Origin of the sequence: Lysinibacillus zambalensis, assembly GCF_040183165.1 — a bacterium.
Taxonomy (GTDB): domain Bacteria; phylum Bacillota; class Bacilli; order Bacillales_A; family Planococcaceae; genus Lysinibacillus; species Lysinibacillus zambalensis.
In genome coordinates this window covers 33123-58096 of record NZ_JBEGDG010000017.1, presented here as the reverse complement: position 1 = coordinate 58096, position 24974 = coordinate 33123, and the positions used below count along the sequence as shown (strand labels likewise).

At 37.0% G+C, this 24974-nt stretch carries 29 protein-coding genes; 15 read left to right on the top strand and 14 right to left on the bottom strand.

Annotated elements, in window-relative coordinates; genetic code table 11:
• Positions 1 to 8 precede the first annotated feature (8 nt).
• Both floT and ABNX05_RS19110 read right to left on the bottom strand, forming a co-directional pair.
• The gene (gene floT, locus ABNX05_RS19115) at positions 9 to 1574 is read right to left on the bottom strand and encodes a flotillin lipid rafts scaffold protein FloT (RefSeq protein WP_349661161.1); all 1566 of its coding nucleotides are present in this window, start codon (positions 1572 to 1574) and stop codon (positions 9 to 11) included.
• A gap of 15 nt (positions 1575 to 1589) precedes the next feature.
• Positions 1590 to 2120, bottom strand: coding sequence for an NfeD family membrane protein (locus ABNX05_RS19110; RefSeq protein ID WP_079559881.1), 531 nt, complete (start codon positions 2118 to 2120; stop codon positions 1590 to 1592).
• Positions 2121 to 2835: 715 nt separating this feature from the next.
• On the opposite strand from ABNX05_RS19110, the gene ABNX05_RS19105 reads away from it, so the two are divergent.
• A complete protein-coding gene (locus tag ABNX05_RS19105; RefSeq protein WP_349661160.1) occupies positions 2836 to 3756 on the top strand; it encodes a beta-propeller fold lactonase family protein in 921 nt (306 codons plus the stop codon).
• A gap of 45 nt (positions 3757 to 3801) precedes the next feature.
• On the opposite strand, the gene ABNX05_RS19100 is transcribed toward ABNX05_RS19105, so the two are convergent.
• The 5 genes from ABNX05_RS19100 to ABNX05_RS19080 form a co-directional block, all read right to left on the bottom strand.
• Positions 3802 to 3960 (bottom strand): hypothetical protein, encoded by a 159-nt coding sequence (locus ABNX05_RS19100; protein WP_349661159.1) that lies wholly within the window; start codon positions 3958 to 3960, stop codon positions 3802 to 3804.
• Between the two features lie 280 nt (positions 3961 to 4240).
• Positions 4241 to 4975, bottom strand: a complete 735-nt coding sequence (locus tag ABNX05_RS19095) for a hypothetical protein (RefSeq protein ID WP_349661158.1) — start codon at positions 4973 to 4975, stop codon at positions 4241 to 4243.
• A gap of 331 nt (positions 4976 to 5306) precedes the next feature.
• Positions 5307 to 6098 carry a GNAT family N-acetyltransferase gene (locus ABNX05_RS19090; RefSeq protein ID WP_349661157.1) on the bottom strand — a complete coding sequence of 264 codons (792 nt, stop codon included), beginning with the start codon at positions 6096 to 6098 and terminating at the stop codon, positions 5307 to 5309.
• A complete protein-coding gene (gene abc-f, locus ABNX05_RS19085) occupies positions 6091 to 7893 on the bottom strand; it encodes a ribosomal protection-like ABC-F family protein (protein WP_349661156.1) in 1803 nt (600 codons plus the stop codon). The genes ABNX05_RS19090 and abc-f overlap by 8 nt, the downstream gene beginning before the upstream one ends.
• A gap of 103 nt (positions 7894 to 7996) precedes the next feature.
• Entirely contained in the window at positions 7997 to 8137 is a 141-nt protein-coding gene (locus tag ABNX05_RS19080) for an RAxF-45 family protein (RefSeq protein WP_166672191.1), read from the bottom strand.
• A gap of 310 nt (positions 8138 to 8447) precedes the next feature.
• Here ABNX05_RS19080 and ABNX05_RS19075 point away from each other — a divergent pair, with 310 nt between their 5' ends.
• Positions 8448 to 8714, top strand: a complete 267-nt coding sequence (locus tag ABNX05_RS19075) for a hypothetical protein (protein ID WP_349661155.1) — start codon at positions 8448 to 8450, stop codon at positions 8712 to 8714.
• A gap of 265 nt (positions 8715 to 8979) precedes the next feature.
• Complete coding sequence (locus ABNX05_RS19070) at positions 8980 to 9252, top strand: hypothetical protein (protein WP_349661154.1); 273 nt, start codon at positions 8980 to 8982, stop codon at positions 9250 to 9252.
• 367 nt (positions 9253 to 9619) lie between these two features.
• On the opposite strand, the gene ABNX05_RS19065 is transcribed toward ABNX05_RS19070, so the two are convergent.
• Complete coding sequence (locus ABNX05_RS19065; RefSeq protein WP_349661153.1) at positions 9620 to 10117, bottom strand: DUF4306 domain-containing protein; 498 nt, start codon at positions 10115 to 10117, stop codon at positions 9620 to 9622.
• 204 nt (positions 10118 to 10321) lie between these two features.
• Positions 10322 to 11350 carry an AbrB family transcriptional regulator gene (locus ABNX05_RS19060; RefSeq protein WP_349661152.1) on the bottom strand — a complete coding sequence of 343 codons (1029 nt, stop codon included), beginning with the start codon at positions 11348 to 11350 and terminating at the stop codon, positions 10322 to 10324.
• A 224-nt stretch (positions 11351 to 11574) separates the two neighbouring features.
• On the opposite strand from ABNX05_RS19060, the gene ABNX05_RS19055 reads away from it, so the two are divergent.
• The 6 genes from ABNX05_RS19055 (at position 11575) to ABNX05_RS19030 (ending at position 15468) form a co-directional block, all read left to right on the top strand.
• The gene (locus ABNX05_RS19055) at positions 11575 to 12024 is read left to right on the top strand and encodes a LytTR family DNA-binding domain-containing protein (RefSeq protein WP_049666943.1); all 450 of its coding nucleotides are present in this window, start codon (positions 11575 to 11577) and stop codon (positions 12022 to 12024) included.
• Position 12025: 1 nt separating this feature from the next.
• A complete protein-coding gene (locus tag ABNX05_RS19050) occupies positions 12026 to 12430 on the top strand; it encodes a DUF3021 domain-containing protein (RefSeq protein ID WP_349661151.1) in 405 nt (134 codons plus the stop codon).
• Positions 12431 to 12435: 5 nt separating this feature from the next.
• Positions 12436 to 13356: an ABC transporter ATP-binding protein gene (locus tag ABNX05_RS19045; protein ID WP_349661150.1), complete on the top strand. Its 921-nt coding sequence runs from the start codon at positions 12436 to 12438 to the stop codon at positions 13354 to 13356.
• A complete protein-coding gene (locus ABNX05_RS19040) occupies positions 13356 to 14231 on the top strand; it encodes an ABC transporter permease (RefSeq protein WP_349661149.1) in 876 nt (291 codons plus the stop codon). Before ABNX05_RS19045 ends, ABNX05_RS19040 begins: the two co-directional genes overlap by 1 nt.
• A gap of 123 nt (positions 14232 to 14354) precedes the next feature.
• Positions 14355 to 15110, top strand: a complete 756-nt coding sequence (locus ABNX05_RS19035) for a DUF2087 domain-containing protein (RefSeq protein ID WP_349661148.1) — start codon at positions 14355 to 14357, stop codon at positions 15108 to 15110.
• A gap of 16 nt (positions 15111 to 15126) precedes the next feature.
• On the top strand, positions 15127 to 15468 hold the full coding sequence (locus ABNX05_RS19030; RefSeq protein WP_079560350.1) for a GIY-YIG nuclease family protein: 342 nt from the start codon (positions 15127 to 15129) through the stop codon (positions 15466 to 15468).
• A gap of 223 nt (positions 15469 to 15691) precedes the next feature.
• On the opposite strand, the gene ABNX05_RS19025 is transcribed toward ABNX05_RS19030, so the two are convergent.
• Together ABNX05_RS19025 and ABNX05_RS19020 are read right to left on the bottom strand one after the other, a co-directional pair.
• Positions 15692 to 16060 (bottom strand): MmcQ/YjbR family DNA-binding protein, encoded by a 369-nt coding sequence (locus tag ABNX05_RS19025; protein WP_349661147.1) that lies wholly within the window; start codon positions 16058 to 16060, stop codon positions 15692 to 15694.
• 132 nt (positions 16061 to 16192) lie between these two features.
• Positions 16193 to 17008 (bottom strand): YitT family protein, encoded by an 816-nt coding sequence (locus tag ABNX05_RS19020; RefSeq protein ID WP_349661146.1) that lies wholly within the window; start codon positions 17006 to 17008, stop codon positions 16193 to 16195.
• Between the two features lie 107 nt (positions 17009 to 17115).
• Here ABNX05_RS19020 and ABNX05_RS19015 point away from each other — a divergent pair, with 107 nt between their 5' ends.
• Positions 17116 to 17289, top strand: coding sequence for a hypothetical protein (locus ABNX05_RS19015; RefSeq protein WP_349661145.1), 174 nt, complete (start codon positions 17116 to 17118; stop codon positions 17287 to 17289).
• 12 nt (positions 17290 to 17301) lie between these two features.
• On the opposite strand, the gene ABNX05_RS19010 is transcribed toward ABNX05_RS19015, so the two are convergent.
• Positions 17302 to 18627, bottom strand: coding sequence for a M48 family metallopeptidase (locus ABNX05_RS19010; RefSeq protein WP_349661212.1), 1326 nt, complete (start codon positions 18625 to 18627; stop codon positions 17302 to 17304).
• Positions 18628 to 18735: 108 nt separating this feature from the next.
• Positions 18736 to 19113 carry a hypothetical protein gene (locus tag ABNX05_RS19005; protein ID WP_349661144.1) on the bottom strand — a complete coding sequence of 126 codons (378 nt, stop codon included), beginning with the start codon at positions 19111 to 19113 and terminating at the stop codon, positions 18736 to 18738.
• 152 nt (positions 19114 to 19265) lie between these two features.
• Here ABNX05_RS19005 and ABNX05_RS19000 point away from each other — a divergent pair, with 152 nt between their 5' ends.
• Positions 19266 to 19715 carry a PTS sugar transporter subunit IIA gene (locus ABNX05_RS19000; RefSeq protein WP_349661143.1) on the top strand — a complete coding sequence of 150 codons (450 nt, stop codon included), beginning with the start codon at positions 19266 to 19268 and terminating at the stop codon, positions 19713 to 19715.
• A 5-nt stretch (positions 19716 to 19720) separates the two neighbouring features.
• Positions 19721 to 19984: a PTS sugar transporter subunit IIB gene (locus tag ABNX05_RS18995; protein ID WP_349661142.1), complete on the top strand. Its 264-nt coding sequence runs from the start codon at positions 19721 to 19723 to the stop codon at positions 19982 to 19984.
• Positions 19985 to 20090: 106 nt separating this feature from the next.
• Here the strand turns inward: ABNX05_RS18995 and ABNX05_RS18990 are convergent, their stop codons facing one another.
• Positions 20091 to 20609, bottom strand: coding sequence for a DUF3841 domain-containing protein (locus ABNX05_RS18990; protein ID WP_349661141.1), 519 nt, complete (start codon positions 20607 to 20609; stop codon positions 20091 to 20093).
• Positions 20610 to 20723: 114 nt separating this feature from the next.
• Between ABNX05_RS18990 and ulaA the strand changes: the two genes are divergently transcribed.
• The 3 genes from ulaA to ABNX05_RS18975 all read left to right on the top strand — a co-directional run bounded on the left by ulaA (position 20724) and on the right by ABNX05_RS18975 (position 24964).
• The gene (gene ulaA, locus ABNX05_RS18985) at positions 20724 to 21992 is read left to right on the top strand and encodes a PTS ascorbate transporter subunit IIC (protein ID WP_349661140.1); all 1269 of its coding nucleotides are present in this window, start codon (positions 20724 to 20726) and stop codon (positions 21990 to 21992) included.
• Between the two features lie 324 nt (positions 21993 to 22316).
• Positions 22317 to 23306: a BMP family lipoprotein gene (locus tag ABNX05_RS18980; protein WP_349661139.1), complete on the top strand. Its 990-nt coding sequence runs from the start codon at positions 22317 to 22319 to the stop codon at positions 23304 to 23306.
• Positions 23303 to 24964: a methyl-accepting chemotaxis protein gene (locus ABNX05_RS18975; RefSeq protein ID WP_349661138.1), complete on the top strand. Its 1662-nt coding sequence runs from the start codon at positions 23303 to 23305 to the stop codon at positions 24962 to 24964. Before ABNX05_RS18980 ends, ABNX05_RS18975 begins: the two co-directional genes overlap by 4 nt.
• The last annotated feature ends 10 nt before the right edge of the window (positions 24965 to 24974 follow it).

Genomic DNA, 24974 nt, shown 5'->3' with positions numbered 1-24974 from the left:
CTAAAATTTTATTTTTGTTCAACTGTTTCTTTTATTTCTTCTTGCGTTTCATGATCTGTAGTTTGCACTTGCTTTCCTAAGCCTACTGCTATTTGCTCTAATTCAGGACGTAATGTATGCTTCCCTGCGTAGCTTTCAATTAGTTCTTTAACGTCAATCCCTGAAGTTTCCTTCAACGATTCCTGTAACGTTGACATTAAATTAGTTGCGTAGGCAGTTACTTTATTGGCACCGCCGCTTCCTTCCCCACCGCCAGTATCAACAACAGTAATCTTATCAATATTGCCAAGTGGTCTCGCAAGCTCTTTTGCATATTCTGGCATCATACGTACTATCATATCAAGAACAGCTGCTTGACCATAGTATTCGAAGGCTTCCGCAATTTTACGTTTTGCCTCGGCTTCTGCTAGACCGCGAAGACGAATAATATCCGCATCTGTTTCCCCTTTTGCACGCTCAGCATCCGCTTTTGCAAGACCATCCAAACGAATTTTCTCTGCTTCGGCTTGTGCTAATGATTCAATACGGTATTTCTCCGCATCTGCCTGTGCTAGTTCACGCATTTTAGCCGCAACTGCATTTTGTTCTACAGCGTAACGATCAGCGTCAGCCTTTTTCTTAACTTCTGAATCATATTGCTTCTCACGACGTAAAATCTCTTTTTCCTCTAATTCAATTTGCTTTTGACGTTCAATAATGCGAATTTGCATTTCTTGTTCTGTTACTTCCTGTTTTGCACGAGCCGTTTCAAGTTCATATGCTTGGTCAGCACGTGCTTTAGCGATATCTTGCTCACGACGGAATTCTGCTACCTTTAATTGATTTTCTTTTTCCGCTTCTGCAATTTCAGTCGCACGTTCAAGCTCTGCCTTTTGTGCTTCTTTCGATGCTTCAGCACGCTTAATACGTGTTTCCTTTTCAGCATCTGCAGTAGCAATATCCGCATCACGTTTAACCTGTGCAATACGTGGCTTACCAAGCGATTCTAAGTAGCCATTTTTATCGCGTACATCTTTAATCGTAAAGGAAACGATTGTCAGACCCATCTTCGCCAAGTCATTAGATGCAACACGTTGTACTTCTTGAGAGAATTTATCACGGTTTTTATAAATTTCCTCCACCGTCATTGAACCTAAGATTGAACGTAAATGACCTTCTAACACTTCACGTGCCTCATTTTCACGCTCATCCTTTTGCTTCCCTAAAAACTGTTCTGCTGCCGTAGCAATTTCAGAAATAGAACCACCAATTTTAATGATTGCTGTTCCATCTGCCATAACCGGTACGCCTTGTTCCGTATACACTTCAGGTGTAGTCACATCAAGTTTACTAGATAATAGGCTTAACGGCTGTGCTTGCTGGAAAATCGGGAATACGAATGTACCGCCACCACGAATAATTTTTATACGATTTCCTGACTCATCTTTATGTACATTTTTTGAGCCAAGATAGCTACCTGTCACAATCAGTGCTTCATCAGGACCCGCTGTACGATACTTTGTCACATACAGTGCAACTAGTGCGATTAAAACAAAGGCTACAATCCCTAATACAATTAAAATCTCCATTGACATATAAATATCGCTCCTTTATAAAAATTTCTTATCATAAGATCTCACAAAAAGTGTTCCTTCCTTTACTTCTACAACAAGTACTGTCGTATCGTAATCGATAGCCTCATTGTCAAAACCTGTTGCTCGCTTCGAAATCATACCGCTAGTCGTTTCAATAACTACTTCTCCAAAACCGTCTGTCGGGATTGGGACAATGACCTTTCCTAACTGGCCACCAAGCGATTCTTCCGTATAAGCTAAAGAAACATCGGCCGATCGTAGCGGAACAAGAACGAATAAATAAAATAGTGCACTTAAAATAGCTCCGATGATACAAGCAGCAACAATGTTCCAAACGCTAGGGAAGAAGGCTAATTTTTCTAAAATAAACCCTGTTGCTGACATCAACGTAATGAAAGATAGAATGACACTTGGATTAAAAATCGGTAGCCCCTCTCCAATGCCCTCGACAGCATCACCAAAAAACATAATTAAAAGAGTTGCAAGACCCCCGAAAATTAATACCACTAAAAAGATCTGCTCGAGTGAATAGCCAAATAGCGTCAAGTTGTTCACCCCTTTTCATTGTATTACCTACTATACGGATGCAGCTTGCAAAAGGTTTCGTAATTTTTTATATTTTCTTAATTTTGAATGGTAGATTGCGACACAGGTAACCTCTTATAATATTAAAGTTCTCTAGAAATAGAACCGTGTTACCATAAAAAGATAATGGCAATTAAGGTAATATCGCATATTCTTACTCATCACCAAAAGTTAGGATGCCTTTGCTAAAACATTACAATAATATTAGTTGAACTTCGTGCCCAACCTCGGTACTGTTGTTGCTGGCGGAACGAAAATGAACCCACGTTATGGTACTATCTCCGATTTCTATTTACAAAAATAAAAGCATGTCACTGGTCGAGCTTTATTTAGAAGCTCCAATCAGCAGACATGCTTTTCTTATATTCTGTACATTTAATGTGGTTAAAGAACCCTTCTAAGAATGTTCGGCAACTCATATGACCAACCATTCGACACAGAAATATTTGGTTTAGGTAAAACGTGCAAGCAATATAAATCTGTTTGCATATAGTGTCAATATATGATAGGAAGGGTGTGTATCGTGAGAAACGAACATAAAAATAATAAAACGTTCAGGTTCAAGTTTAAATCAAATCCAAGTTGTCATTGTCGTTGTTGTGGTTTTTGTTGCCCTTGTCGTTGTAAGCCACCATTTATACCAGAACCGCCAATTCCTCCACCTTGTCATTTTTTAGTGTACGTTACAGACGCTGGTCAGTTAGCTACTCCTGATAATAGAGTATCAGTAATTGATACAGCGACAAATACGATAGTCGCTGACATTCCAGTAGGAACGGCTCCACTTGAAATAGCGATTACACCAAATGGAGCATTTGGTTATGTCCCAGCTCTCTTCTCGAATAATGTTACGGTTTTTAATACTGCAACAAATGCTGTAGTCACTACCATTCCAGTAGGATTTCAACCTCTTGGTGTAGCGGTTTCACCAGATGGAACACTTGTTTATGTATCAAATCATGGAGCTGGAGCTAACTCTGTATCTGTCATTAGTACAGCTACAAATACCGTAATTGCTACTATTCCAGTAGGGCTCCAACCTCAGGGCATAGCTTTTACTCCGGATAGTGCGTTTGCTTACGTTGCAAACGAAAACTCAAGTTCAGTATCCGTTATAAATACAGCTACAAACACTGTAGTTGCTACTATCACTATAGGAATTGGCATTCGCCCAAGATCAATCGTTATCACACCGAACGGACAATTTGCTTACCTTACAAATGAAAATAGTAACACTGTATCTGTCATTAGTACTGCAACAAATACGGTAGTTGATATAATTCCCGTTGGAACAGGACCTGTTGGAACAGCAATTACGCCTGATGGAGCATTTGTTTACATTGTAAACAAAGGTAATAATACTGTATCTGTCATAGATACAATAACAAATTTGGTAATTGCTACAATCCCTGTAGGAGTATCTCCTGACCAAGTAACTATCTTGCCGGATGGTACACTTGCTTATGTCACAAATCAACTTGACAATACTGTGTCTGTCATAGATATTGAAACAAATACAGTAATCGATACAATTCCAGGGTTTAACGGTCCAACTGGCATAGACACAGGGACAATCTGCCTAGTTTCGGAGCTCTAGAGTTATATCAATTATACCTCGGCATAATTGCATCCAGAATCGACTTTAACTTCTTTCAGCGGGTGCTTGAACACCCGCTGAAAAGTAACTTAAATCCACATTCATCTCACCACTTATAGAGGCGGTAGACTTCTTTGCCTGTAGCTTCACGATCAGCACAAAAGACATTTGTAGCTGACGCTTTGCTTTCGCTACCAAAGACATTTGCTGAAAGAAGTTAAAACAAACATCCCTAGTTCATCTGCTTAAAAGCAGACATACTTTCAATTGCCATTTGCGCAATTGAAGTATGTCTTTTTGATATTGTTATGTGTTTCACCTAGGGATTATCAGTTCCTTGCTGTTCACTGCCTTTTAAATATATAGGTATTTCTTCTGAGTCAACCCGACATATTTGACCACACTATTGGAACTGGGGCTAAAAGTGGGGCTAGCTCATAGCTAACCCCACTTAAAACGCATTATATAGACATTAACAAAGCCTTTAAGATTCTAATACATTTAAAATAGCATCGAGATCATTGACAGCAATATCTAGGCGTTCCTTTGCATCGATATTTTGCTGTTTTAATTGATTAAACTCTAGCAAATTTTTCTCATGCTTTAATTTGATAGACGACAAGCGTTCAATTCTTGATTCAACCTTTTCTATAGCTTGCTCACAAACTGTTGTCCATAGCTTTTCTGATTGCTGCATTTCAGTCGTTGATGGGTTGTGTTGACGCATAATTCGTGCATATACAGCTTCAATTTGTTCTATTAATTCTGAATAAAAATGTCGCTCAACACGAGTTGTTTGGAATGTTGGATGCTCAACCTCTTTTGCATATGGCGTAATTTGACGTAGTAGCTTCCCAGCATTTTCTCCAAAACCATGTGATAAATTTAAAACATTCATTAGCTGTAAAAGTAAACGAATTTCTTCTAGATTAATAAGCTGTGAATCGATGCTTTCCTTTAGCTTTAAGGATTCTATATAGCGTCGATCAAAGTGCTCAATTTCACCGTTGCGTTGCTCTACTAAATGATCACTTGCATTGTCTTTTAAGCTTTTAATATAGCGAATGGCGTGGCTTTTTAGCTCTTCCATCGACAGCAAATTGTCATTGTCTTGTTGTGGCTTCCCTCGTTGAACATACGCAAATGCATCCATTTTTTTGGGCCATTGTGCTGCTGAGGTTTCTTCTGAGACATTATAGCGTATATAAATTCCGTGCATTCCATATCCTCCAAGTCCATTAAACAAGTATCTCTAAAGACAATAAATCGAATACGCTATTTTTTCAAGTAAAAAACTTTTAAAGATTAAAAATCCATCTTTCGAACAATTGTTAGAAAATTCTGAGTAGTCTTTACTGTTCAGGATTGCAATATTTATTAAACGGGCGATTTTACCACTTTATCCTTTACAAGCTGTTCTTACACGGTATGAGACATATTCTACGACTAAAATAAGCACAACTAAAAGTGGCTCTTGCTATGCACCACAAATAGACATTCCTAAATTGATCACCCAAGATAGATGCTAGCATTTTTATTTTTCATCCTAATTAAGCATCTTGTCGTATTTGATGAATGCTTTTTCCTTCAGTAAAGGCATGAATCGATTTTAATTTACCTATTGATTTGAAATTTGCCATGTCATAGACCTTTGCAACCTGCTCATTGATTGGCAAGATCCAGAGATATTCTAATCCCTGTTTTACCGACTCTTGCTGAATGTGTTGCAGAATATATCCAATCAATCCTCGTCCTCGGTAACTTTCAATCGTCGCCACACTCTCAATTCTTCCTTGATTCCCTGAGATAAAAATATTGGCAGTACAGCAAGCTTTACCATCCACTCTTAATAAATAATACGTAAAATGCGGAGAATGATAGGTTTTCTCAAAAGCTTGTTTGATTAATTCAGGCTCCCCAAATGTAGCAATACTCATTTCTACGGCTAATGCTTCCTCCATATTGGCATCTGTTACACGTTCAATTTGAATGGCTGGATTATGAGATAATTGCACGTATTCACCATTCCAACACTGTACATCATCTGTAAAACTTTCATAATGAAAGCCATAATTCTCTAATGCTTCTATACACGACTGATTTTCCTCCACGTTGTATAAATACAATCTTGGGATAAGCGATTTTGACTGATAGAAGTCTTTTATGTTCTTTAAAAGTATATTTGGCTCGACAACCTTCCTCCAAATATGTGCATGATTGGCGTCGTAATAGGTTGGCATTTCCTTATTATAAAATAATACTCCTTCATTACATGTTTCTATCTCACTAAAACTTTTAATATAGTCAATATCTAGCTGCATGATATGTTCAATTTTATGCATGTTCTGTTCCTCCCTCAATCCAACTTTCATATAAATCCTCTAACTGCTGTTCAAGCTTTTGACGTTGCTCCTTAGCTAGTGTCGGCTCCTTTAATTTCATTTCAAGCTTTTCAATTTGTTCTTCAATGGGTATCTCTTTTTTAGTCGCGTAGATCTTTTCAGGAGCTTCTTTTATAACTGGTTCATTTACTATTTCTAAGCGGCGTTTTTGTCTTGCCCATTCATAATCCCCTTCAAACACTTGAATCGTTTCATGCTCAATCCATGCAACTTTTGTAAAAATCTTTTGTAAAAAGTAGCGGTCATGCGAAACTCCAATAATAGTCCCTTCAAAGGATTCCAATGTATCCTCCAATACCTCTCTTGCTTCAATGTCTAAATGGTTGGTCGGCTCATCCAGTATTAATAAATTAATATCCTCATGCATTAACTGCGCTAGACGTAAGCGCATTTTTTCTCCGCCACTTAAATCCTTCACTTTTTTAAAGACGTCATAACCATAAAATAAAAACTGAGCAAGAATATGACGTGCTTCAGCCTCTGACACAGAGACGCTCTCACGGAAGGCATCTATTAAACGAATGGCAGGATTTCCATGCTCAAACTGTTGCGATAAGTACCCAATTTTAACACTACTGCCGACATGACAAACACCTTCATTTGGTTCTACTTCACCTAGCATCATTTTTAATAACGTTGATTTTCCACTGCCATTGCCACCCACAATCGCCAGTCGTTCTTCGAAGTAAACCGATAAATCACTTTCCTTAAATAATGGTTTTTCAAATGCATGGCTAATGCCCTTCATTTGTACAACCTCTTTACCACTACGCTCAGCCATTGTTAAAGCTAAATTCATTTTCTTTTTCGTTGTAGGCTTCTTCACACGCTCTATACGGGCTAGTGCTTTTTCCATACTTTTGGCGCGTCGATGCAGCCCTGCATTTGGCGGATTCGCTTCATTTGCCCATTGCTTTAAACGCTTTATTGTTTCCTGCATTTTTTTAATTTTCTTTTGCTGTTCTTCGTATTCAGCAAACTGCTGTTCAACCTTTGCTTCTTTTTGTGCTACAAATGCATCGTAATTACCGATATACGTAAATGCCTCTCCATCCTCAATCTCAATTATTTTGTGAGCCATCTGATTCATAAATTGACGATCATGTGAGACTACAATAACTATTCCTACAAAGTTTCGGACATAATTTTCTAGCCATTCAATTGCCTGCATATCTAAATGGTTAGTCGGTTCATCTAATAGCAAAATAGAAGGATTGCTTAACAAGATTTGCCCAAGCATCACCTTTGTTTTCTCCCCACCGCTTAACCTACTAAAAGACTGCTCAAGTAATGGTGTAATACCTAGGCCATTTGCAATCATGGCTAATTGCGCATCCATTTCATAGCCACCCTGCAGCATAAACTGTTCCTGCACATGACCATATTGCTGGAGTACCTTATCTGTTACCGCTGACAGCATCTCTTGCTCCAGTTTTGTCATGTGTGCCTTCAATGCATATATTTCCGCAAATGCATCCTCCAGTACTGCTCTTACTGAGTACGTAGGATAATGTGGAATTTGATGTAAATACCCAACTGTTGCTTCCTTGCTTTTTATGATTCGACCCTTATCCGGTGTATCCGAACCAGCTAGTAACTGTAATAAAGTCGTTTTTCCACTGCCATTCGCGCCAACAACGGCAACATGCTCCCCTGTATTAACTTCTACTTGAAGTCCTTCAAATAAAACATTTCCACCAATAATTTTTTGTATTTGTTCAGCCTTAATTTGCATCGTTTTCTCCTCCAAAGAAACGTGCGAAAAACATCTCTAGACACAAAAAAGACTGCTCGATTAACAAGCAGTCTTTTCCTCATTAGTTTGTGAAAAAGAATGGTTAATTCGCTACGTTTGATATTTGATTTTGCTTAAAAATGGACAGACCTATCCCGTTGTTCGCAAAATCGAAAGTAATCACACGTGCAAAATACATAGCTGTATCTACTTTTACACATGTCTTCGTAGCGTTTTTATTCATTCCTTTTCACCTCCGTTCATAATAGTTAACTTTATAATACCATAATTCCGATAAATTGGAAAAGAAAAAATTTTCAGAGGTTAAGACAGTTGTTTCAAATGTGTTCTTTATAAAAAAACACATAAAAAATCATCATTTAATAAAGATGAAATTATTATCATTTTTATAACAATGAAAACAAAAAACGATAGTAACTTTTTTACATAATAATAGAAAAATGATATATAATGAAACATACTTTGAATTAAATTATTAGTTCAGATAAGGAAAGAGGTGTTTAGTTATAATTTATTTTCTCTTAGGAGGAGTATTGGCATCTTTATTCATTGTATTAGGATGTATCCAACCGGTTAGAAAAAAGGGTTATTTAGTTCTCTTCATCGGTTTAGCAATTAATGCATTTATTGCTCCAATTTCATTCGCTTTTGGCGTTATGGCAACAGATGACCTCAGCGCAGGATTACTTGATTTTATTCTAGGCTTTTTATTTATTCAATCCATTCCATTACTAATACTTTTTATATGTGTTGTAGTAACTTTTATAATGAAAGGTGTCAATCAAACCATTTATAAATGAGTTTGAAATAAAAGCGATTCTCATAGCTAATACGCAAGAATTAGCGAGTAGCGGAAGCACACGAAACTTATTATCAGTAAAAAACACAGAAGCTATGCCAGGATAGTATTCATACTATTATATAGCGTTGCCTAATATATAGTAATTTTCATATCATAATAATAGATAAATGATATATAATGAAAAATACTTTGAATTATTAATTTAAATATACATATTTTAACAGCAGAGGTGTTTAGATATTTCAGAAATTCTCGTTTTCGGATTGGCATTTTTAATTGTAGTTGTAATTATTATATCGGTTGGAAAGAAGAGTTTCTCATTTTTCTTCATTGGTATCGCTTTAGCAATTAATGTAGTTGTTGCTCCACTTTCATTTTTTATTGGCCTTATGGCAACAGATGACCCCAATGGAGGGTTCCTTGCATTTATTAAAGGCTTTATATATATTCAATCCATTCCATTACTAATACTTTTTATAAGTGTTTTAGTAAGTTTTATAATAAAACGATATGTAAAACAAAAAAATTCTAAATGAGTTTGGATAAATAGCGATTTTCACAGCTAAAATACAAGAATTAGCGAGTAGCGGAAGTACGCTAAAACATAGTGCTAGTGAAATGCGGAATCTATACAGGTTAGTATTCATGCTAGCTGATCAAACAAAATAACATGTGCTGAAGTGAAGGTAAAAGCTTTCCAGCTAGAAAGATTGTTCATTAGGGTAATATCTAATGGGCAATCTTTTTTTATCCGTCATATGACGGTATTTCTTTTAAGGCTATCGATACTGCTATGCCTCATTACTTACACAAAATACTTTTAACACGATCATATCCTCATTTTGTTCAATATTAAATTGAGTAGCTATAAGATTGAACAAATGCGAGCACTAGTACAAATACTTATGTACTAGTGCTCGCACGTAAACATTGTATTTTTTTCTTGTACCATAAACTTATTGTATTACATATAAAAATTAATGCACCGACAGCTGTAATCCAAAAGAATATATCCCCTCCACTGGTTGTAGAGTTAAGAAATATACCACTACTAACAATACCTACACAACTTATTATTCCTGACAAGATAATGGCTAATTGACGATATAGTTGGTAAATGAAAAAAATAAGAACTGCAAAAATATAAATAACACTTACGGTCATAATAGTCGGGAAAAATGGTTGAAATTTAGCCGCATAGACAAAATAATCAAGCTGGCTAATATCCCGACCAGTGTTTATCTCAATATTAAATAACTGAAAAAATGGTGTTGAATACTTCCATTCCAGTGAATCGTCAACGATACACACCTTTACAATACTAGGATCGATACCATAACGTGTGGTTGATTTCCGTTCCAGCTGGGCGCTTTCCTGGGGGCGTCCGATGAGCTGCTTCACTCGCGTTGCTCGCTCCAGGGTCTCGGGCCAACACGATGTTGGTCACGGAGGCGTTATCACAGGATGTGATGCTTTTAGCCTCAGTTCCTCTATTGCTGATCCCCAAGGAGTCGCCCAGCCTCCACTCCAATCAACTTATATACATGACAGTGTTTATATTTTATAAATTTTTCATACAATAAACTGGTGATATCCACCCGTACCCTACGTTTTCACTTTTTTCACAAACATTTTCACAAACGGTACGAGGAAAACGGATATGACCAGCACTCGGAACAGCTGAAATGCGGTGACGATCGTGACATTTGCATGCACAGAAGCCGCGATAATCCCCATTTGATCAAGCCCGCCTGGTACGATACTTAAAAAGCCTGTCTTAAAATCAAGGCTGTATAAACTTTTCATAATAAATGTTAAGCCATAGGCTGCGCCAATAAAAATACCTGCCGATACAAATGCGTAAAATACATGCTTCTTCGATAAATGTAAATCGTCTTTTTTCAATAAAAGTCCGATGTAAATCCCAAGCATTAGTTGCGCAATATGAAGTAGTGACAATGGCAATTTCGGCACGTCGATCCCTGCTATATTGATACCCATTAATAAAAGCACCGGGCCAAGCATATAGCCTGTCGGAATTTTTGCCTTTTGCGCTAGCCAACCTGCTACTCCACAGACAGCAAGTAATCCTATTAAGCTCCATGAATACGCTCCGTTGACAACTACAGCAGTTCCCCCAGCGCCTGACACCATTAATGGCACAAAGCCGACAATTATAAGAACCCTTAATATTTGGAAAAACGTAATCACGACCATATCCATGTCCCCTTGCTCCTCGGCAAAGGCAACAACCTGGGACATGCCACCAGGTACACAGCAAGTCAACGCGGTCGCAAAATCTAAATCCGCACGTTTGGCCACTATATAACTAACAACAAAAAACAGAGCGATAAATAATACGTTTAAAACAATCATACTTCCTATAAATTGTTTAATATCCTGCACCGCTTCTGGAGTAAACGCAAAACCAATGGAATAGCCCGCAACAATTAAGCCAAAATTACGGAAATATTTATGCCATTTTAACTGTACTTTCGTCGATAACTGTATAGTTAGCACTGCTGCTATTGCTCCAAGTAACCACGGCATTGGAATATGTAATAAATTAAATAAAATCGCACCTGTTAAGCCAATACATAAAGTAATAAACATGTGCTTGTCAAAAATAAACATAGAAGCAACCCCTCATGACTGTATAATTCTATTATGCCGTGAACTTGCCTACTTTTCTACTTCATCACTTTTTTGCAAAGTCATATATCGTTCAAATTGAACCTGTTATCGATAAAATTTAACCTCTTATCCAAGATTTTCTCCAAGCCAAAATTTTCTATGCTACATTATTATTACCTGATTCAGTGTTTCTCCATAGCGGGGATATGTAAAGGAGGCCTCCCATGAAAATTCATTTAACAATCAATAGTGAGCTAGAAGAAACTGAGATTCATATACATGCAAAGGAATACACCGAGCAAATTGAACGCCTAATGAAGCAGCTTCAAGCTTCACAAACAACAATGCTAGATGGCTACTTTCAACAGGAAATTCATATGCTAAAAATTTCGGATATTTACTCCATTTACGCAGAGGGTGCAAAAGTTTTTTTGCAGACGGAGGAACAAGAATTCGAAACGAAGCGGAAATTATATGAGCTAGAAGCACAATTAGCGAAAGACTTTGCCCGTGTTAGCAAATCGACACTCGTCAACATTAATAAAATTGCCTCTATTCAAATGGGTAAAATCGGTACAACAGAACTGATTTTAGAAAACGATGTGTCCGTCCATGTTAGTCGCAAATATTTAAAAGAACTAAAACACCACTTAGGTATTGGGAGGGACTCATAATATGAAATTTATTCGCATGATGATTATTGGAATACTCATATCACTTAGCTCTTCCTACGTCTTAGTAACATTAAGTGTCATATCTAATAACGCTATGATATCAGGGCCGGAATTACTTGAACAAATTATCATCGCCGCTATCCTTGGAGCTGTAATAGGTTTGCTATCTACCATCTTTGATATTGAGCGTTTACCTTTTATTGCTCAGTTTATTTTACATGTAATTGCAGTTACGCTGTGTGTGTTGATTTCAGGCTATTTCGGGGGTTGGTTTGAACATTCCGGCATTCCGTATATTTTTATAAGTGAAGCTATTATTTTCTTTATCGCTTGGTGCATCATTTATGTGCTTCAAAAAAGTGATATTGCAAAAATCAATCAAGTAATTCAAAAAAGAAAGGAATAAACAATATGACCTTTGCTATACAAGTTGAAAATCTATGTAAGCAATATGGCAATCATCAGGCCGTAAAAGGTATTTCATTTACGGTTGAGCAAGGTTCCCTCTTCGCCTTTTTAGGTGCAAATGGTGCGGGGAAATCAACGACCATTGAAATACTCTGTACATTATTAAAAAAATCAAACGGTACAGTAAACATTAATGGCTACACACTTGATGCAAGCAATGACAATGCCGAAATTCGAAAATCTATAGGTGTCGTATTCCAGCAAAGTTTACTAGATGAACGTTTAACGGTGCAGGAAAATATACTTCACCGCGGTAAAACATATGGCTTATCGAAAAAACAATTAACCGATAACTATCAATTCGTTTCAACATATTTGCATTTAGCTGATATTGAAAAGCGCAAATACGGGACTTTATCAGGTGGTCAAAAAAGGCGTGCTGATATCGCTCGAGCCCTTATCCATCGACCAAAAATATTGTTTTTAGATGAACCAACAACTGGACTTGATCCACAAACGCGTCAATTCGTTTGGCAAGCCATTAAGCAGCTTCAACTCGAAACAAATATGACTGTTTTTTTAACAACACATTACATGGAAGAAGCGGCTGTCGCTCATCACGTCATCGTCTTAAAGGAAGGAGAAATTGTTGCAGAAGGAACACCAGATGCTCTAAAAACAAAATACGCCTATGATTCAATGGCGCTTGTTTTTCATAATAGTTCAGAAGGGATACAGTGGCTCGAAGACAATGCCATCTCTTATACAGAAAAGCTAGGCATTTTCTCCATCCGAGTCGACTCGACACTTCATGCTTTAACACTATTAAAACAAGCGGAGTCGCTTATTGTTTCGTTTGAAGTCATCAAAGGTACGATGGATGATGTCTTTCTTCATATTATGGCCGAGGGAGGTGCAGCTTAATGGAAGTATTATTTAGCTTAGTACAACGAAATAACAAGGTTTTTAGACGTGATAAAACACAAGTCTTTTACTCGCTGCTTTCCGTCATTATCGTCATTATCCTTTACGCAGTATTTCTTCAAAAAACGCAAGTAAATGCAATAGAACAAATGACAAAGTCTACTCCCGAATTGGTAACGATGGTCAATGAATGGATTGTCGCTGGTTTACTCTCTATGACTGCTGTTTCGACTACACTTGCCGCGTATGGAATTGCTGTTAAGGATCTTGAATCAAAAGCACAAGCTGATTTTCTTACTGCTCCGATTTCGCGAGCAACCATTCAATTTAGCTATGTATTAAATGCCTTTATCATTGGCTGTATCTTTTCCTTTATCGCCCTTATTGGCTGTGAAATTTTTATCGCAACAACTGGCGGTCAGCTATTGAGCTTAGAGGCTTTCATCAAAGTAGTAGGATTACTATTTATATCCGTGTTACTGGCCAGTGTTTTTAACCTGTTCCTTGTATTACTTGCTAATACCCAACATTCATTTTCAACACTTAGTACAATCGTCGGTACAGCACTCGGTTTCTTTTGTGGTGTTTATGTACCTGTTGGTGCACTTCCAGCCTTTGCTCAAAATCTTATTATGTATTTTCCTATCAGCCATACAACGCTCCTACTACGCAATGCCTTTATGGACAACTCAATTTCTAAGGTTTTTGAAGGTGCTCCTGCTTCACAGGTAGAGGACTATAAAATAATGTATGGTATTGTCTATGACCTTCACGGAAATATACTAAGTACCTCAACAAGCATTATTATTATTTTCGTCACTATTATTGTGCTAGCTATTTTATCTATCATTATTTTTAAAAAGAAAAATAAATAAACATTTTCGCACATCGTTTATAAAATGATGTGTTTTTTATTGATTTTATTCAAACAATTTGTTATTTTAATAATAAATAAACAAACAAAACTACTAATCGTTTGTTTTTCAGGAGGATTCCCAATGGATGTAAATGAATTATTTTGGCAAGCTTCAATCCATGACATAAAAAAAGGCTATAACGATGAAGCAACACACTTCACTTGTTTACTTTGCGGCGAAAAAATTGAAAAAGGTATTATTTATCCACATGAAGGCGTTCTATTCGAGGCAGAAAAATTTATGCAACATCATATTACCGCTGCACATCGATCTGTATTTCATTATTTAAATGGCCTTCATAAAAAAATGACAGGACTCACTGATCATCAAAGTCATATTTTACGCTTATTTTATGAAGGAAAAACCGATCAAGAAATTAAAGAAGAGCTGGAAATTGGTAGTGCAACAACGATACGTCACCATCGCTTTACTCTTAAAGAAAAGGAACGTCAAGCGAAAACGTTTCTTGCAATGATGGAGCTATTAAAAGAACAGAATGAAAAGGAAGATAGCTTTGTACCTATTCACAAAACGGCAACGATGGTCGACGATCGTTATAACATTACAATTTCTGAAGAACAGCAATTACTTGAAAAGTACTTTCCAAACGGCATAGGCCAGGAGCTTGTCCGCTTCCCAAAACGTGAAAAGCATAAAATTGTAATACTACGTGCAATCACAAAGATTTTCGATGAAACAACACAGTATTCAGAGAAAGAATTAAACGAAATAATCCAACCGATATATGAAGACTATGTGCAAATACGTCGCTATTTAATCGAATACGGCTTCATGGATCGAAAAGAGGATGGCAGTGCTTACTGGATCAAAAAATAAGAAAGCAGGGTTACTTATGGACCATAAAAAAGAATTAAAGGAACTGTATAAAGAAATAAAAATCGAAGCTGGTGTTTTCACAATGACCAATAAACAAAATGGTAAAGTGTTTGTAGGTAGCTTCAATAATTTAAAACGCTTAAACGGCTTTCAGTTTATGTTAAAAACAAATACACATACTAATAAAGAGCTACAAGCCGACTACAACACTTTCGGCAACGATGCTTTTGATATTGAAGTTGTGGAATATTTGAAGAAAAAAGAAGAGGGCTATTTCGATGCCAAAAAGGAGCTAGAAAAACTAGAACAAAAATGGCTCGACAAGCTTCAGCCATTTGGTGAACTTGGGTATAACTAGGTATGCATGGGAGCTACAAAAAAGAATCTGCTTTCTCCGCGGTTAAGCTGGAGAAACTTGCAGATTCTTTTTTAATTTCATATATTGTGTTATTTTCGCGTGGGTATTCATATATTCCCTTTAGGCGGTGGATTAAATATCGGCTGGATCGGAGTATCTCTTCGCTGATTCTACACCCATTTCTTTGCCTAGGGCCTTAATTTGACGCACCGGTATTTATACTTCATTTTTTCAATAAGTGAATTTCCTGTTGAGCTTTTTTTGTTAACTTTCCTAAAACTAGCTCATAAGAATGTTGGATTAAATTTTCAACTAAATCCATAGGTACATCATCTACATCCATATAGATTGAATTCCAATGTGTTTTATTCATATAGTAGCCTGGAATAATACCTTCATAGGCTTCTCTCAACTCTTCAGCTCGAATCGGTTCACATTTCAACGTAAGTACCGGTCTACCAGTAGCATCGCCGCCCATCATCCCATACATTTTACCCCCAATATGATAGCGATCCGCCTGCCATTCTTCTTTGTAATCATACGTTGTTCCGTGAAGCTTTAAGCAATATGCGTGAATTGTTTCTTTGTTCATGATTTAACCCCTCCCAAATACAAAAACACACGTTCGATTATATTAATTATAATCCACAACGTGTGTAGAAGGAATACATATTTATTTGTTTCTAGCAAGACATCCGTTTTTTATGCGAATCCAGGTTATCCTTTACTTTATCCCCCTATCAAACACACCGATGACCTCGGTAGTTTGCAATATATTGACGAAGGCTTTGGCGTCTGCTTCCTTTATCAACCCTTTTACTTCAGCAAGCTGATAGCGTGTAATGACGGTAATTAGTACTTTTCGCCCTTCTCCTGAATAAGCGCCTTTCGCATCCATAATAGTTACACCTCGATGGAGCTTTTCCAGTAGTTGCTGTTTGACTTCCTCACCCTTGCTCGTAATAATCATCAGTGTCAATTTAATATGACTCGTATGAATCGTGTCGACAACCTTCCCTGTGGCATAAATCGATACGAGCGTCAGCAATGCCGCATCCCAGCTAAAAACGAATCCGGAGATAGCTACAACAATACCGTTCATCGCAGAGATTAATGTACCTAGTGGAAAATCCCGTTTGCGACTTAACAGCATCGCTATAATATCAAAACCTCCCGAGGAACCTGCCGCACGAAAAATCATACCCGTCCCTAAGCCCACAATAACCCCCCCGAATAATGAGGCGAGAATTGGGTCTTGGGTAGCTTTATGGATTGGAATAATATACAAACTTGCTGACAAAACAACTACTGAAAGAATGGTATATCCTATGAATCGTTTCCCTAGCTTTAAGACCCCTATAATAAGTAAAGGCAAGTTCAATAGTAAATTTATTACCCCTGTATTTAAAGGCGTAATAATACCAAGCATGATAGCAATCCCACTTAATCCCCCACTTAAAATCTCATGTGGAATTAACAAAAAATTATAGGCAAAGGCGACTAATATCGATGCAAGTGTAATAACCACAATATTACGCATAACAATTCCCCTATCATTAACGAACAGTTTTAATCTTAGAATACCCAACTTATTCGTTCAAAAAACCTGGAGTATCGCAGTTGCGTCCAGAGGCTTTGAGCCAATAGATGTTTTTTGCGCGAAAGCGTAGTGCTAACGCAGCGTCAGCAACGTGTTTTGTATGTGCGAAAGCGAAGCGACAGCACGTAGTTGGTCACTCAGTCGTTGCCACAGCACGTGGCGTTCTTAGACTGGGTTCCTCTTTTTCAGCGGATGATTGGACAACCGCTGAAAAAAGTTAAAAAAAACGATATTTATTTCTTCTGATATTCTTTTTTCTGCTCCTCTTTTATCGGCACTTCTTTTAAAGGCTCCTCTTTATTCTCTGCTACATTCTCTGCAACCCCATAAATACGTTCAAGCATTGGCGGATGTGTATAACGAAACCACTTTACGAGTAACTGTGGATTCACTTCACTTAACCCAGATATCGTTAGCTTTTGGAATGCAGTAACTGCAGACTCTCGATCACCCGTTAATGAAATCGCATATTGATCAGCTCTCGTTTCCTGATACCGCGAAATATAATTCGACAGAGGGCTTGAAGCAAATAATAAAACGGATGTTATGAGTAAAAATAATGGATAAGAGCTTATATCACCGATTTTTTTAATTTTTAATACCTGTCCGTAACGTCCAATCATCCACCTTAAACATTTCGCTGATAGCCATAACCCTAGCAATGTCAGCAAAAGATATCCCGCAATCCCAAAATAAATATGCTTCTCAACGTAGTGTCCCATTTCATGAGCCATAATATATAATATTTCATTATCTGTTAAACGATTTAACGTTGTATCCCAAAGCACAATTCTCGAATTACTGCCAATACCCGTTACATAAGCATTTAAGGCATTTGTTTTTTCTGCCATATTGACTTCATATACATGCTCTGCTGGTATATTTGCCTGTGCAGCAATAGACAAAATTTTTGCCTCTAGCTCTTTATTTTTGAGCGGATAAAAATCGTTATATAAAGGATCAATAACTACAGGTTGAATAAACATTACAAAAATTGTAAACGGAATCGTTAGAAACCATGCATAGAGCCACCATCTTTTGGCACTTTTTTGGATGAGCCAATAAAGGACAGACACGATAATTAAGCTCATGCCAAAGTTGACCCAAAATTCAATAATGCCATCCCGCATCCATGATGAAAATCCTTGTGTACTTATTCCGTAGGCTTTACTTAAATTGTAACGATAATAATTGAGTGGAAATAGTACAACATATAGTAAAAGTGATAATAAAAATAAGTAACTTGCATTTTGTAATAGCTTCCATTTTGCTTGTGACGTCGCTACCTTTTCGAAATAACGTGATACGCCCATTATTAATATCATGAAAAAGACTAACCATTCCAAAGGTGTAGCAACAAAGAATAGGAAGTTCCGTATTTTCGAATATTCACCACTTAAATATAATTCTTTTTCAGACATAAACATCACTGGATCGGCGGCTGTCCCCTGCATCGCTCGTGGTATAGTACCACCACCGCTATGGAATATATACCAATACATACACAGCACATAAACACCGAATATAAGTAGCGCGACAATTCCCATTTTTTTCGCTATGTCATTTCCTCCCTTGTTCAACACTAAGTTCGTCCTATAGTAAGTGTAAGCTAAATTGAAAAAGTTAGAACAAAATTTTCTTTGTTTTTATTTACCTTCTATTATAATTCACACCAAAAGATCCTCTTTGCGTGAGGATTTACCTTGCTTCCGCGGGTATTCACTTTGCTTTCGCGAGTATTCTCCTTGCTTCCGCGGGTATTCTCCTTGCTTCCGCGGGTATTTACCTTGCTTCCGCGGGTATTCTCCTTGCTTCCGCGGGTATTTACCTTGCTTCCGCGGGTATTCTCCTCGCTTCCGCGGGTATTCTCCTTGCTTCCGCGGGTATTCACTTTGCTTCCGCGTGTATTCACTTTGCTTCCGCGGGTATTCTCCTTGCTTTCGCGGGTATTTACCTTGCTTCCGCGGGTATTCTCCTTGCTTCCGCGGGTATTCACTTTGCTTTCGCGGGCTATTTAAAATAGAAAGATTCGACTTATTAATCATAAATCTTGCCTATACAGCTAAACGAAATTGAATGTAAAAGATTCACTTTTTGTTTTTCCAAATAAAAATATATCCTCTTATGACATAATTCCGTAATCAACAATAATAACATGGAATGGGGATTGTTTATCCCTATGAAAGGAGGGTTGTACTTGCTAACTGAGTTACTGACAAAAGATACTATACAACTCGCAAATTTTGTAAATACTTGGCAGGAGGCTATTCATTTAGCTGCTAGTCCACTATTAAAGCAGAATAAAATTGAAGAACGCTATATTGAAGCAATGATTCATTCCATTGAAAAACATGGTCCTTATGTAGTCATTACACCAAAAGTAGCGATTCCACATGCACGGCCCACGGAAGGAGTTAACGCGTTAGCCATCAGCCTATTAAGTTTACAAAAACCTGTCTTGTTTGGACCAAAAAAACCTGTTTTCTTAATTATTGTCTTAGCTACGACCGATCATGCGTCTCATCTACAAGCATTAGTTGACTTAACAAAGATTTTGCAAGAACCAAATCAAATTGATAGTATCATCGCCTGCCAGCATAAAGAAGAGATTATTAAAGAAATTCAACAAATTGTCGCAAAGGAGTAACCTTGATGAAAATTTTAGTAGTGTGCGGGAATGGCTTAGGCAGTAGCTTTATTATGGAGCTAATTGTAAAAAAAGCATTAATTGAACTGGGGAAAGTTGCAGAAGTAACTCATACAGATTTAGCATCTGCCAAGGGAGAGAAAGCGGATATTTATATTGGTGCGGACGATATTGTCAATCAATTGCCTGAAGAGAGAGGTCACATCGTTAGTATTGTTAATATGATGAGTATTTCAGAAATTAAATTAAAGCTGAAGCCGCTGTTATGAAGTATTGATCTTTTTGAAAGGCTGTTTTCTTAAAAATTGTTGCTGTTAAAACAAAAAGGCAGATTTAATCTACAAAGAGGTAACTTCCAATCAGACAATCAACTAGTTATTTAGCTGTAAAATGCTCAATATTCAATATCTGTTCTTTGTGAATGACTGTTGTAACACCTTGAACAATTTGGCTATTCCCGTTCCACATCTCTGATTTTTGTATTTTTTCTAAGTCAAAAATTCTTTCCCAACTTTGTTCCTTTGTGATATTTAATTTATCTTGTTCAAATAATTTACTTTCTTCATCTGTCATTGAACAAAACCATTCATTTAATACACAATGCCAAGCCTCAAAATCAGATAGAAGAACATTATTATCGGGTACTTCAACTGTCAAACTTACAGCATCCGTTCCTTTATAAAAGTGTCCTTCATCATTCAAATTTGGTTTTTTTGTCCAAAGCCAAATTGGAAATGAACCGTCATTGTTAATCCTTCTGTCCATTTGTTTAATCATCCATTTATATGAAGGTAAGAAATCTTCATCAACAAAATCTTCGTTCCCTGTTAGAATCCCTTGTTCATTTATTAGATTAAATGCTTCAATTGTTTGATTCGTAAAGTAAACTCCCATATATCAAACTCCTAGTCTTATGTATTTTGAAAAATTATATCAAAAAACTACAAACTTTACGAAAACAGACTTTTGAAAAAACGAATGAAAAATTGGATAGGATGAGGTGTTAATATGTTAGATGTTATAATGAATGACATTTTAGGAACACCAGCTATATTAGTCGGCCTATTCGCTTTTGTCGGTTTATTAATCCAAAAAAAGTCAGCTTCAACCGTTCTTTCTGGTACGTTAAAAACGATTATGGGCTTTGTTATACTTGGCGCGGGTGCAACCGTTTTAATTGGTTCTTTAAATCACTTTAGTAATATGTTTGATCATGCATTTAATGTCCAAGGAGTCATCCCAAATAATGAAGCGATTGTAGCAGCTGCACAAACTAATTTCGGAACATCCACTGCCATGATCATGGTTTTCGGTATGATAATGAACATTTTATTTGCGCGATTTACGCCTTTAAAATATATATTTTTAACTGGTCATCATACATTATTTATGGCGTGTTTAATTGCAGCATCGCTTTCAGTCGGCGGTATGAATGGCTTTCCGCTTATTATTGTTGGCTCTATACTACTAGGTATTTGCATGGTTGTATTCCCTGCCATTTTACAACCAACAGTTCGTCAAATAACAGGTAGTGATGATTTTGCTGTTGGTCATTTTGGAAGCATTGGCTATTATGTATCCGCTAAAATTGGAAAGATCTTTGGCAACAAAGCCAAATCAACAGAAGATATAAATGTCCCGAAATCTCTAGGTTTTTTAAGAGATACATCTGTAGCTGTTTCGTTAACTATGAGTCTATTTTTCATAATCGTTGCCCTATTCGCAGGTCAAACTTATATTGAGGGACAATTATCTGGCGGTTCAAACTTTATCGTCTTTGCCATTATTCAAGCTATTACCTTTGCCGCTGGTGTCTATATCATTTTGGCAGGCGTACGGATGCTAATTGCCGAAATAATCCCTGCTTTTAAAGGGATAGCAGATAAACTTGTACCAAACACAAAGCCTGCATTAGACTGCCCTACGATTTTCCCGTTCGCACCAAATGCTGTTATTATCGGCTTCCTGTTTAGCTTTGTAGCGGGCCTAGTATCGATGTTTATACTTCCTCTCATAGGGCTAAAAGTGATTGTACCTGGGCTTGTACCACATTTCTTCACAGGTGCGGCTGCAGGAATATTCGGCAATGCAACTGGTGGTAGAGTCGGTTCTATGGTAGGAGCATTTGCCAACGGCTTAATTATTAGCTTTATCCCTGCGATTCTATTGATCTTTATGGGTGATATCGGCTACGAAGGCACTACATTTGGAGATTCAGATTTTGGCATTGTGGGAATCATTATTATTAATGTATTAAAATTATTTGGTGCAGTTTAATATAAACAATTGGCCTCGCAAACGCTTTAAATGTTTGCGAGGCTAGTTTAATTGACAAAGAAAAGGGTTATTTTTGCAAAAAATATAAATATTTCGCAATATCCTCCTACCTTTTTCACTATACACATAGAGAAAATTCATTAAAAAACGAACTAAATACTCAGTGCTTTGAAAATATCGAGAATGATTTAAACCCATTTCCCTCTAGTAAATTACAAAAAATCTGATAGTATTTAATGGTAAAATAAAAATCCATTGTCTGACATCTGACTTAGAAAAACTTTTCGCCGATATAAATCATACATATAATTGGAGGTACTCATTTTGAAAAAAATATTGATTGGCTTTTGTTTAATAGTTTTGTTACTAGTAGCAGGCTGTTCAACAACTCCGTCTAAAAAAACGCAAGATGACTATAAAATTGGGATCTTACTCTCAGATGCAGGGCTTGGAGACGAATCATTTAATGATTCGGCTTTTAAAGGGCTTGAGAAAGCACGAGATGAGCTAGGTATTTTGTTCGATTATAAAGAAGCTCCTGATGGCAATTACGAACAGAAGCTAGAAGAACTAGTAGCAGAAAAGTATAACGTCATTATCGGTCTTGGATTCTCTGTACAGGAAGCTTTAGAAAAGACGGCGAAGAAATATCCTGATCAGCAATTTATCCTTATTGATGGTCAATCAGATGTTGCAAATATCACTTCCATAACCTTTAAAGAGCAGGAAGGCAGCTTTTTACTTGGAATGGTTGCATCAATGACGAGTAAAACTGGAAAAATAGGGTTTATTGGTGGTGCAGATGTTCCAGTTATCCATCATTTTGAAAACGGCTTTATTGAGGGAGCTAGATATTTTAATCCAAACATCGAAATTGTTAGTGAGTATGCTGGCACATTTGATGATACCAATGCAGGTGCCGCAATAGCAGAACGTTACATAAAGAACGGCGTAGATTTTATTTATCATGCAGCGGGATTCACAGGCTTTGGCTCTATTAAAAAAGCTGAAGAAATGGGCGTATATGCGGCGGGAGTTGATACTGATCAATTTTACATAGCCGAAAAGACGGTCGTAACATCGATGTTAAAAAATGTCGACCAAGCTGTTTTTAAAATGGCTAAAACATTAGTTGATGACGGGGAAATTTCTGAAAAATCTTTTTTATTTGGTTTAGCTGATAACGGCGTCGGGCTTGCGGATATACGTATTATTAAACTTACACCTGAGCAACAGACTGCCATTGAAAAAGCAAAAGAAGGTATTGTCTCAGGTAAAATAAAAGTTACTGCAGAAAAGGGGAACAGCCAGTGACACTTCGAAAAAAATTATTTATGAACATACTTATACCCATTGTCCTCGCCATGGCAATGATTGGCTTTATTATCGTACAAACATTTGATATACAAACAACCGCAGAAGATGATACAGAGCTCTTACTGGCAGTGAAAGAACTTGAGCAAAGTTTAGTTGTAGCGAGCCAATCACTAAATAATTACACATATTTAGCTAGTGAGGCCAATAAAAATGAAGCTCTTTCCATTTTAAAAGAAACAAAAGTAAATTTAGAAAAACTCTCAACGATTGCAAAAGTAGCTGATCATAAGGCTATCATCAAAAAAATCGAAGGTAAATACGACGAGTTAGCAAAAGCTTCTGAAGCAGGGTTTCTTGCTCACAATCGTCCTGAAATAAAAAAACAAGCAATAAGAATATCTGGTATTTTGAATGATATGTTTCTACTAAAAAAAGACACAAATGAATGGTATAAAGAAACGAATGAATTAGCAAAGCAAAAAATTTCGTTCATTACTACAACAACAATTATCGGAAGTATCCTTTTAATTATTGCTACAATTATTTTTTCGTATGTCGCAACGAAAAAAATTACAAATCCGATTAACCGAATTGTGGATTATGCACAATCGGTGGCTGCAGGGAATTTGACAATTGACACCTCTGCCCTCTCCTTTAAAAAAGGCAGTCGAAATGAAGTTGATCAATTAACTGAGAACTTTTCCACAATGATTGTTAGCTTAAAAAGCACCGTACAATCCATTGATATTGTAGGGAAAAATGTTGGTCTCTTCACTAAGGATGTCACAAGCTATATTGAAACGATTAATGAAGGCAGTCTACAAATTGCAACATCAACGGACGAATTGGCGAAGGGAAGCCTCACTATTTCAGAAGATATCCAGTCAACTGCGATCCTTATGAATACGATGGCAGATCAATTTACTACTGTTCAGCAGACAAGTGAACAATCAGCCATAAACGGCAACCAGGCACTTACTGCTGTCCAAAACGGTCGTAGTTCACTTGAAAAGCAGTCCTCTATTGCGAAGGATATTTCATCCACTTCGATTAACATCAAAGAGGCTGTTACTCAATTCTCTCAATTCACAACAGAAATTGAAGGTGCCGCTAATGCAGTCCATGCTATTGCTGATCAAACAAATCTCTTAGCATTAAATGCTGCCATCGAAGCAGCTCGTGCTGGAGAAGCCGGAAAAGGATTCGCAATTGTAGCAGAGGAAGTCAAAAAACTATCTCATGAAACTGAAAAAGCAACGGCTTTCATCTCTTCTATGGTGACACATATACAAGATGGCATTACGCTCATTCTTTCTACGGCAGAGCAGGGACATCAGCTATCAAAAGAACAATTACAATCGATGACCGATACAGAGAAGTCATTTGAAGCAATTGCAACTCATGTGTTAGACATTAATGATCAGTTACAGCAGCTTACCGAAGATATGGAACAAACAAGTGAAATGAGCCAGCAAATGAACAGTGCCATTGAAAACATTTCAGCTATTACGGAAGAAACTGCTGCAGGAACAGAGGAAATATCCGCTTCTACCCAAGAGCAGCTACACTCCTTCCAGAAAATTAGTGAAAAGGTTTCAGAACTTCAAGACATGACAAATACATTGTCTGTAGAGCTTAAAAAATTTACATTATAATGATGAATGC

What these genes read in the sequence shown, in the direction of transcription:
- floT (WP_349661161.1), bottom strand. Translation starts at nt 1,574, where the DNA reads ATGTCAATGGAGATTTTAATTGTATTAGGGATTGTAGCCTTTGTTTTA.
- ABNX05_RS19100 (WP_349661159.1), bottom strand. Translation starts at nt 3,960, where the DNA reads ATGTCTTTGGTAGCGAAAGCAAAGCGTCAGCTACAAATGTCTTTTGTG.
- ABNX05_RS19095 (WP_349661158.1), bottom strand. Translation starts at nt 4,975, where the DNA reads ATGCACGGAATTTATATACGCTATAATGTCTCAGAAGAAACCTCAGCA.
- ABNX05_RS19090 (WP_349661157.1), bottom strand. Translation starts at nt 6,098, where the DNA reads ATGCATAAAATTGAACATATCATGCAGCTAGATATTGACTATATTAAA.
- abc-f (WP_349661156.1), bottom strand. Translation starts at nt 7,893, where the DNA reads ATGCAAATTAAGGCTGAACAAATACAAAAAATTATTGGTGGAAATGTT.
- ABNX05_RS19080 (WP_166672191.1), bottom strand. Translation starts at nt 8,137, where the DNA reads ATGAATAAAAACGCTACGAAGACATGTGTAAAAGTAGATACAGCTATG.
- ABNX05_RS19060 (WP_349661152.1), bottom strand. Translation starts at nt 11,350, where the DNA reads ATGTTTATTTTTGACAAGCACATGTTTATTACTTTATGTATTGGCTTA.
- ABNX05_RS19055 (WP_049666943.1), top strand. Translation starts at nt 11,575, where the DNA reads ATGAAAATTCATTTAACAATCAATAGTGAGCTAGAAGAAACTGAGATT.
- ABNX05_RS19050 (WP_349661151.1), top strand. Translation starts at nt 12,026, where the DNA reads ATGAAATTTATTCGCATGATGATTATTGGAATACTCATATCACTTAGC.
- ABNX05_RS19045 (WP_349661150.1), top strand. Translation starts at nt 12,436, where the DNA reads ATGACCTTTGCTATACAAGTTGAAAATCTATGTAAGCAATATGGCAAT.
- ABNX05_RS19040 (WP_349661149.1), top strand. Translation starts at nt 13,356, where the DNA reads ATGGAAGTATTATTTAGCTTAGTACAACGAAATAACAAGGTTTTTAGA.
- ABNX05_RS19035 (WP_349661148.1), top strand. Translation starts at nt 14,355, where the DNA reads ATGGATGTAAATGAATTATTTTGGCAAGCTTCAATCCATGACATAAAA.
- ABNX05_RS19030 (WP_079560350.1), top strand. Translation starts at nt 15,127, where the DNA reads ATGGACCATAAAAAAGAATTAAAGGAACTGTATAAAGAAATAAAAATC.
- ABNX05_RS19025 (WP_349661147.1), bottom strand. Translation starts at nt 16,060, where the DNA reads ATGAACAAAGAAACAATTCACGCATATTGCTTAAAGCTTCACGGAACA.
- ABNX05_RS19020 (WP_349661146.1), bottom strand. Translation starts at nt 17,008, where the DNA reads ATGCGTAATATTGTGGTTATTACACTTGCATCGATATTAGTCGCCTTT.
- ABNX05_RS19015 (WP_349661145.1), top strand. Translation starts at nt 17,116, where the DNA reads ATGTTTTTTGCGCGAAAGCGTAGTGCTAACGCAGCGTCAGCAACGTGT.
- ABNX05_RS19005 (WP_349661144.1), bottom strand. Translation starts at nt 19,113, where the DNA reads ATGATTAATAAGTCGAATCTTTCTATTTTAAATAGCCCGCGAAAGCAA.
- ABNX05_RS18995 (WP_349661142.1), top strand. Translation starts at nt 19,721, where the DNA reads ATGAAAATTTTAGTAGTGTGCGGGAATGGCTTAGGCAGTAGCTTTATT.
- ABNX05_RS18990 (WP_349661141.1), bottom strand. Translation starts at nt 20,609, where the DNA reads ATGGGAGTTTACTTTACGAATCAAACAATTGAAGCATTTAATCTAATA.
- ulaA (WP_349661140.1), top strand. Translation starts at nt 20,724, where the DNA reads ATGTTAGATGTTATAATGAATGACATTTTAGGAACACCAGCTATATTA.